Origin of the sequence: Microbacterium sp. (genome assembly GCF_003248605.1) — a bacterium.
Classification (GTDB): domain Bacteria; phylum Actinomycetota; class Actinomycetes; order Actinomycetales; family Microbacteriaceae; genus Microbacterium.
In genome coordinates this window covers 1-8,108 of record NZ_QFPF01000111.1, presented here as the reverse complement: position 1 = coordinate 8,108, position 8,108 = coordinate 1, and the positions used below count along the sequence as shown (strand labels likewise).

Here is an 8,108-nt window from a genome sequence, read left to right as displayed (position 1 = left end):
CACCGGTACCGCCGGGCCCCGGAGGAGGAGTTCGGTCATTCCGTCTTCGACGTCCCGCACCCACACCCCGCGTCCCGCGCGTGCGACCTTGTGCCGCTCCGCGAACGTCGTGGGCTGCACCTGCTCCACCAGACGCGCGAGCTGCGGTCCGAGCCGCCCGGGTGTGGTGGACGCGGCCCGCTCCAGAGCTTCGGTCTCGAACGCGGCCCGAATCTCCGGGTCGGTGAGTTTCACCCCGTGCTCGAGGATCGCCCGCACGTGCCCGACCGACACGACACCCGCGGCCAGCGCGTCCCAGGTCGCCGCAAACCGGTTCACCAGGGTGTGGGCGTCGTTCATCCGTCGCTGCACGGACCGATCGGGTTGCCGCGCACACGCCCCCAGCTCCGCGGCGAGGGCCCGCAACGGGAGTTCGGCTTCGCGACCGGCGGAGCGGGGAATCTCCGCCACCCGCTCCACCCCCACCGCCTGCGCCTCAGCCAGCACCGCCATGACCTGAGCCTCCGCCGACGCCACAGCGGCCACCGCGGCCGCATACTCCGCCGCAAGGGCCGCCGCGACAGCATCCACACGATCGACGTTGTCGTCGTGTGCGTGGCCGGCCGGTCTGGTGTTCATATTCGAACTCTACGTGGAGCGTCCGACATTGATGCTCGAAGATATGTCGCCCCGACGCCCCAACGTGAAATCGTTCGATGAGAACTCATTCATGTCGAAGAGGCCCCGCTGCTACTGCCCCTCGCACCGGCCGTGCACTCTTCAGCGAACCGGTCGAAACATGCACGTTGAGCATCCATGCCCGGGTGCGCATAGGTTTGATATATGGCGTGCACACGGCAGGCCCGATTAGGAGACCCACTCATATGGATCTGTTCGGACTCATCGGCATCGCGGTAGCTGCCGGAGTCGCCCTCATCGTCGCGCTCATCGGCTTCCTGGTGTTCCGAGCGTGGTACCAGGTGCCGAAGGCCGACGAGGCGATCGTCATCGTCGGTAAGAAGGCGCGCGACAGCACCGAGGGCGAAGCCAACAAGATGACCGTGATCAGCGGTCGCGGCGCCTTCGTCAACAAGCTGACGCAGCGATCCGACAAGGTGTCGCTGCGCTCCCGGCAGATCAAATTCGAGCCGACGGCCCAGACGATCAACGGCGTCACGATCGATCTGACCGGTGTCGCGCTGGTCAAGATCGGGTCGACGCCAGACCAGGTGCGCCGCGCGGCAGAGCGCTTCGCGTCGCAGGACGAGGCGATCGTCATCTTCACGACCGAGCAGCTCGAGGGCGCCCTGCGCGGCGTCGTCGCCAAGCTCACGGTCGAGCAGGTCATGCAGGACCGGCAGAAGCTCAGCGACGAGATCGCCGAGGGGATCTCCGGCGACCTGCTCGCTCAGGGCCTCGTGCTCGACTCGTTCGCGATCCAGGGCATCACCGACAAGAACAACTACATCTCCGCGCTCGGCGCGGTCGAGGTGCAGCGCGTCAAGCGCGAGGCCGACGTCGCCGAGATCGATGCGCTGCGTGAGGTCAAGAAGCGCCAGCTCGCCGCCGACGAGGCCAACCTGATCGAGCAGACCGCGCTCGACAAGAACAAGGCCGCCGCGATGTCGGAGGTCGGCCGCGCGAACGCACAGGCAGAGCAGTCCGAGAACCTCGCCCGCGCCGAGGCCGAGCAGGGCGTGCTGCTGCAGGAGGCGAACAACACCCAGGCGCGATTGGATGCCGAGGTCAAGAAGGTCGCCGACGCCGACAAGTACCGGCAGCAGACATCCGCCGACGCACGCGCCTACGAGGCGCAGATCGCGGCCGACGCGGAGGCGTACAAGCGGCAGAAGAACGCCGAGGCCGACCGCAGGGTCGCCCAGGAACGTGCGGACGCCGAGGCGTACGCTGTCAAGGCGCAGGCCGAGGCGCGCGATGCGTCGGCCGCCGCCGATGCCGCGGCCGTCCGCGTGCAGGCCGAGGCCGAAGCGGCCGCCGTACGCGTGCAGGCCGAGGCGGAGGCCGAGTCCATCCGTCTCCGCGGTACCGCCACCGCAGACGCGATCGCGGCCGAGGCTTCGGCGCTGCGCGAGAACCAGGACGCGATCCTCGCCAAGGAGATCATCGGACAGCTGCCGCAGCTCATGGCCGAGTTCGCCAAGGGTTACGAGAAGGTCGGCAACATCACCCTCATCGGGGGCGACAGTGCCGCGACCCATCTGGCGCGCGAACAGTCAGCGAGCCTGTCGGCCACCTTCGAGAGCGTCAGATCAGCGACGGGGCTCGATCTCGGCGCCGTCATCCAGGGCCAGGCGCTGGGGCGCGGCATCGCGGAAGGACAGCAGGCGTAGCCAACGAGCCTAGAGCCGTGCGCGTACTCGTGCGCGGCTCTAGGCTGTCCGCAGCAGGGGGTGTGATGTCGGAGGACCGGGTGGCCGAGGTGCGCGCGCAGTTGGCGGCGCTCGAGGATCCGCGCATGCGCGAGATCAACGAACGGCACGGTGACGACCACGGTGCGAACCTCACCCGCCTGCGCGCCCTCGCCAGGGCGCTCAAGACCGACCATGAGCTCTCGGGCGAGCTGTGGGCAACGGGCGACACGGCTGCGCGCCTCGTCGCCCTGCTCATCTGCAGACCCCGGCAGTACTCGGCAGAGCAGCTCGACGGGATGCTGCGCGAGGCGCGGGCTCCGAAGGTTCAGGACTGGCTCATCAACTACGTGGTGAAGAAGAGTCCGCACCGTGAGCAGTGCAGGCGCGAGTGGATGGCCGACGCCGACGCGAACGTCGCGGCCGGGGGATGGGCCCTTGCCGCGATGGATGTCGCCGACAACCCGCACCTTCTCGACCTGGGCGGCCTGCTCGAGAGGATCGAGGCCGAGATGAAGACCGCTCCCGATCGGCTGCAGTGGCAGATGAACACGACTCTCGCGACGATCGGCATCCGGCATCCCGAACTGCGCCCGCGCGCGCTCGCGATCGGCGAGCGTCTCGAGGTGCTGAAGGACTATCCGACGGCACCGAACTGCACCTCGCCCTACGCGCCGATCTGGATCGACGAGATGGTGCGGCGCCAGAGCGCCGGTTGATCACGAAGTCTCGCCACCGTCATCCGCCCACAGCATGGAGATGGGGATGTCGGAGCCGACGATTCGCGAGGCCGCCCGGTGCCCCGACAGCATGGCTGCCGTCACGGTGGCGGGATCATCCGTCCACGTCGCCTCGCCCGCGAGATGCAGCACACCGCCGATCGGGGTGGCGAGGTCGTCGTGATCGGCGGTCGTCGATCCCGGGATCATGTAGGCGTAGGACCCGCGGGCGAAGGGGTCGTCCTGCCAGTGCGTCCGGTGCACGTCGGTGGGCTCGACGACCCGGTCCGGGTAGAGACGACGCAGCTGGGTGAGGATCGAGTCCACGACCCGCTTCTGGCTCCACGCGCGAGTGTGGACCGCGGCGGGCCCCGCCGCGAAGGTGAGCAGGGTGGGCGCGCCGTGCAGCGGCGTGAGGTCGTACCAGGAGTGCCACCATCGCGCCTCGGCCCCCTGCTGCCGGATCGCGTACACGCCTTCGTCCCAGAACCGGTGCGGGAAGCGCAGGAAGATCTTCTCGAACGCGTTCATCCGCAGACGGCCGAGCGCCCCCGCGACGGGCTGGGGCAGCGGGGGATCGATGACGAAGTCCGTCGACTGCAGGACGCCCACCGGCACCGTGATGACGGCTCGCCGTGCGTGGAACTCACCGCGGCCGGTGCCCACGACCACTCCCGCATCGGACCAGCGCGCGGTCGCGACGACGTGCTCGAGGCGCACGTCGAGACCCACCGCGAGGCGGGCCGCCAGCCGGTCGTACCCGTCGGGGAACACGACTTCGTCACCTTCGATGACATCGTCGTCGAGGCCGTGCGCGGCGAGGTCCTCGATCCACGCGCCGTACTGCTCCTCGCTCCGATGCTCGAAGTACTCCCGTGCCCGCTGCGTGCGCTCCGCGTCCCAGCCCTGCGCGGCGAGCGCCGCCTCCGTCACGTCGCGGTATGTCGCCGCGGGTGCGGACGTCGCGACGATCGTGGGCAGCAGCGCATCGAGGGCATGGATGTCGTCGGCGAAACGCCGTGCGGCAGCATCTGTCAGTCTGCGACCTGAGGGGTCGAAGGAGCGGATGGGGCGGCCATCCGGCTGGTAGCCGCCCACCGTGAACTCGAGGGTGCGCATCCCGAACGCCTCAGCGGCTGCCGCGACGGGGGAGTCCCTGATGCCGTGGATCCACGACGCTCCGAGGTCGGTCGCCAGTCCGCGCGAGCGGTCGGTGTGCACGCGCCCACCCACCCGGTCGCGCGCCTCGAGCACGACGACGCTGCGGCCCGCGCGACCGAGCAGACGGGCCGCGGAGAGGCCCGCGACGCCTGCGCCGACGACGAGCGTGTCGATCACCGTCATGGGGTGGATCCCCTCCCGAATCGAACCAACCGTCACGCTGCGGTAGGTTTGCTGAGGACGCACTCGCGCCCTCCCTCATCCTTCCCCCCGCCGGCGTTCGCCGACACCCGCGCATCGGAGCGCGATCCTCCCGTGTGCTCCCCGGAGCCCGAACGACAGGAGAGGTATGACCGCCGTCATCCCCGCTCGCGACGATCCCGCGCGCTATCGCATCGAACCCACCGTGCTGCAGGCGCTGCGCAACCCGCGGCTGCTGACCCGCGAGGTGCTGGCGGGTCTCGTCGTCGCGCTCGCGCTCATCCCCGAGGCGATCGCCTTCTCGATCATCGCGGGCGTCGATCCGCGGGTGGGGCTCTTCTCCTCCTTCGTCATGGCCGTCGCGATGGCCTTCCTCGGCGGCAGGCCGGCGATGATCACCGCAGCGACAGGTGCCGTTGCCCTGGTCGTCGCCCCCGTCGCGATGACCTATGGGCTCGACTACCTCATCGCGACCGTGCTGCTGGGCGGGCTCATCCAGATCGTCCTCGCCGTTCTGGGGGTCGCGCGCCTCATGCGGTTCATTCCGCGCTCGGTCATGGTCGGGTTCGTCAACGCCCTCGCGATCCTCATCTTCACCTCGCAGTTCCCCCAGCTGATCGGCGTGCCGTGGCTGGTGTACCCGCTCGTGGCCGCGGGACTTGTCGTGATGTATCTGCTCCCGCGCATCACGCGCGCCGTGCCCTCGCCGCTCGTCGCGATCGTCCTGCTGACCGTGGCGGTGGTGGTCGCCGGCATCGCCGTGCCCACCGTAGGCGATCAAGGCGAGCTGCCGGACAGCATCCCGATGCTGTTCATCCCCGATGTGCCGTTGACGCTCGAGACCCTCGGGATCATCGCCCCCTACGCCCTGGCGATGGCCGTGGTGGGACTGCTGGAGTCGCTCATGACCGCCAAGCTCGTCGACGACGTGACCGACACCCACTCCTCGAAGACCCGGGAGTCGTGGGGCCTGGGCGTCGCCAACGTGCTCTCTGGCGCGTTCGGGGGCATGGGCGGCTGCGCGATGATCGGTCAGACGATGATCAACGTCAAGGCTTCAGGCGCGCGCACGCGCATCTCGACGTTCCTCGCGGGCGTGTTCCTGCTGATCCTCGTCGTGGCGCTCGGCGAGGTCGTCGCGATCATCCCGATGGCCGCGCTCGTCGCCGTGATGATCATGGTCTCGATCGCGACGTTCGATTGGCACAGCGTGCGTCCCTCGACGCTGCGTCGCATGCCCCGCAGCGAGACGCTCGTGATGCTCGTGACCGTCGTCATCACGGTGTGGACGCACAACCTGGCGATCGGGGTGGGCGCCGGTGTGCTCACAGCCATGGTCCTCTTCGCCCGTCGCGTCGCCCATTTCGTCAGCGTCACACGCACCCTGCCCGGTGACGAGAGCGTGCCGACGGCGCACTACAGCGTCGACGGCGAGCTGTTCTTCGCCTCGAGCAACGACCTCACCACCCAGTTCGACTACGCGAACGACCCCGACCGTGTCGTCATCGACATGTCGCGCTCCCACATCTGGGATGCGTCGACGGTCGCGGCTCTCGACGCGGTCGTGACCAAGTACGAACACCGCGGCAAGCGCGTCGTCATCGAGGGCATGAACGATGCCACGACGGCCTTCCACGGGCGCCTCAGCGGTAACCTCGGCGGAGAGCACTGACCACTGCGCGAACGAGTCAGCTCTCAGACGCGCCAGTCGCGGGAGCCGGCAGGGGCCGGAACCGCCGCAGCCGCAGGCTGTTGGTCACCACGAAGATGGAAGAGAGCGCCATCGCCGCCGCAGCGACGAGAGGATTCAGCAGTCCGAGCATCGCGATCGGCAGGGCCGCCACGTTGTAGGCGAACGCCCAGAACAGGTTTCCGCGGATCGTGCCCAGCGTCCGCCGTGCCAGCCGGATCGCCTCGACGGCCGAGAGCAGGTCGTTCGAGACGAGCGTGATGTCGCTCGCTGCGATCGCGGCATCCGTTCCCGCACCCATGGCGAGTCCGAGGTCTGCCGCGGCGAGGGCGGCGGCGTCGTTGACGCCGTCGCCCACCATGGCCACGACCCTTCCCTCCGCCTGGAGTCCCCGGATCGTCTCGAGCTTCTGCTTCGGGCTGACGCCGGCGTGCACGATGTCGATCCCCGACAGTCGCGCCATATGCCGGGCGGCGCCGGGGCCGTCGCCGGTGAGCAGAATCGGTTCGAGACCGAGTTCTCGCAGCCGCGCGACAGCGATGACGCTCGAGGACGCGAGGGTGTCGGCGATCGCAAGCGATCCCAGAAGTCGTCCGTCACGGGCCACCGTCACGACGGTGGCTCCGCGTGCGTGGGCCTTGCCGATCCACTGTTCGTGGTCGGGGGGCATGGTGATCGCGGCGTGAGCCCGGACCCATTCGGGTCGGCCTGCGACGACGACCGCGCCCGCGACCGCGCCCTCCACGCCGAAGCCCGCGTGGGACCAGAAGCCCTCCAGAGCCGATGAACCCGGATCGGAGGTCGCGGCGACGATCGCACGTGCGACGGGATGCTCGGACCCGATCTCGACGGCGGCCACGGCCCGCAGCAGCTCTGCGCGATAGACGCCCGCGTGCGGAAGCGCGTCCTCGAGAGTCATGCGTCCCGTGGTCAGCGTGCCGGTCTTGTCGATCACGATCGTGTCGACGGATCGCGTCTGCTCGAGAACCTGCGGGCCGCGGATGAGGATGCCGAGCTGCGAGCCCCGGCCGGTGCCCACGAGAAGCGCCGTCGGCGTCGCAAGACCCAGCGCGCACGGGCAGGCGATGATGAGAGTCGCCACGGCGGCGGTGAAGGCGAGATCGAGCGGGGCCCCCGCGATGAGCCAGCCCACGAAGGACACGGCGGCGAGGGCGATGACGACGGGAACGAAGACGGCCGAGACGCGGTCGGCGAGCCGTTGGATCCGGGCTTTGCCGGTCTGGGCGTCCTCGAGCAGGCGCTGCATGTGCGCGAGCTCGGTGTCGGCGCCCACGCGCGTGATCTCGAGGCGCAGCATCCCGCCCACATTCACCGTGCCGCCCGTGACCCGTGCGCCCTGGGCGACCTCGACGGGTACGGACTCGCCCGTGAGCATGGCGGCATCGATCGCGGATGATCCCGCGAGCACGAGCGCATCGGAGGGGATCTTCTCTCCCGGGCGCACGACGACGACATCACCGACCGCGAGATCGGACACCGGGACACGTCGCTCGATCCCGTCGACGAGAAGGCCCGCCTCGCTCGCACCGACGCGCATCAGCGCCCGCAGCGCCTCGGCGGAGGAGCGCTTCGCGCGGGCTTCGGCATACCGGCCCGCGAGAAGGAAGACGGTGACGAGCGCGGCCACCTCGAGGTAGATCTCGTGGCCTCCGGATTGCGGCGAGCCGATGAGGGTGAAGCTCATCCGCATGCCCGGCATGCCGGCGCCGCCGAAGAACAGGGCGTACAGCGACCAGCCGAAGGCGGCGATGACACCGAGGCTGATCAGGGTGTCCATCGTCGCCGCGCCGTGGCGGGCGTTGACCGCCGCCGCGCGGTGGAACGGCCACGCACCCCACACCGCGACAGGGGCGGTGAGGGTGAGAGCGAGCCACTGCCAGTACTCGAACTGCCACGCCGGCACCATCGAGAGCACAGCGACGGGCAGCGCGAGCGCACCGCTGATGACGAGCCGGCGGCGCAGGGAGA

The 8,108-nt window shown here is 69.5% G+C and carries 6 protein-coding genes; 3 read left to right on the top strand and 3 right to left on the bottom strand.

The annotated features are described in order from the left end of the window. A partial coding sequence (locus DI573_RS12625) for a DUF222 domain-containing protein (RefSeq protein ID WP_292814854.1) occupies positions 1–618 on the bottom strand: 618 nt, incomplete at its 3' end. A gap of 245 nt (positions 619–863) precedes the next feature. On the opposite strand from DI573_RS12625, the gene DI573_RS12620 reads away from it, so the two are divergent. Together DI573_RS12620 and DI573_RS12615 are read left to right on the top strand one after the other, a co-directional pair. Further along, positions 864–2,330 carry an SPFH domain-containing protein gene (locus tag DI573_RS12620; protein WP_292814851.1) on the top strand — a complete coding sequence of 489 codons (1,467 nt, stop codon included), beginning with the start codon at positions 864–866 and terminating at the stop codon, positions 2,328–2,330. A gap of 65 nt (positions 2,331–2,395) precedes the next feature. Continuing rightward, positions 2,396–3,067: a DNA alkylation repair protein gene (locus DI573_RS12615; RefSeq protein WP_292814848.1), complete on the top strand. Its 672-nt coding sequence runs from the start codon at positions 2,396–2,398 to the stop codon at positions 3,065–3,067. Here DI573_RS12615 and DI573_RS12610 read toward each other — a convergent pair whose 3' ends face one another. Then, the gene (locus DI573_RS12610) at positions 3,068–4,411 is read right to left on the bottom strand and encodes an NAD(P)/FAD-dependent oxidoreductase (protein WP_292814845.1); all 1,344 of its coding nucleotides are present in this window, start codon (positions 4,409–4,411) and stop codon (positions 3,068–3,070) included. Between the two features lie 166 nt (positions 4,412–4,577). On the opposite strand from DI573_RS12610, the gene DI573_RS12605 reads away from it, so the two are divergent. Further along, entirely contained in the window at positions 4,578–6,101 is a 1,524-nt protein-coding gene (locus DI573_RS12605) for a SulP family inorganic anion transporter (RefSeq protein ID WP_292814842.1), read from the top strand. A gap of 16 nt (positions 6,102–6,117) precedes the next feature. On the opposite strand, the gene DI573_RS12600 is transcribed toward DI573_RS12605, so the two are convergent. After that, on the bottom strand, positions 6,118–8,108 hold a 1,991-nt coding region (locus DI573_RS12600), incomplete at its 5' end, for a copper-translocating P-type ATPase (RefSeq protein WP_292814839.1).

Bases quoted from the DNA above. Each gene is read 5' to 3' on its own strand.
- DI573_RS12610 (WP_292814845.1), bottom strand. From the start codon at position 4,411: ATGACGGTGATCGACACGCTCGTCGTCGGCGCAGGCGTCGCGGGCCTC.
- DI573_RS12615 (WP_292814848.1), top strand. From the start codon at position 2,396: ATGTCGGAGGACCGGGTGGCCGAGGTGCGCGCGCAGTTGGCGGCGCTC.
- DI573_RS12605 (WP_292814842.1), top strand. From the start codon at position 4,578: ATGACCGCCGTCATCCCCGCTCGCGACGATCCCGCGCGCTATCGCATC.
- DI573_RS12620 (WP_292814851.1), top strand. From the start codon at position 864: ATGGATCTGTTCGGACTCATCGGCATCGCGGTAGCTGCCGGAGTCGCC.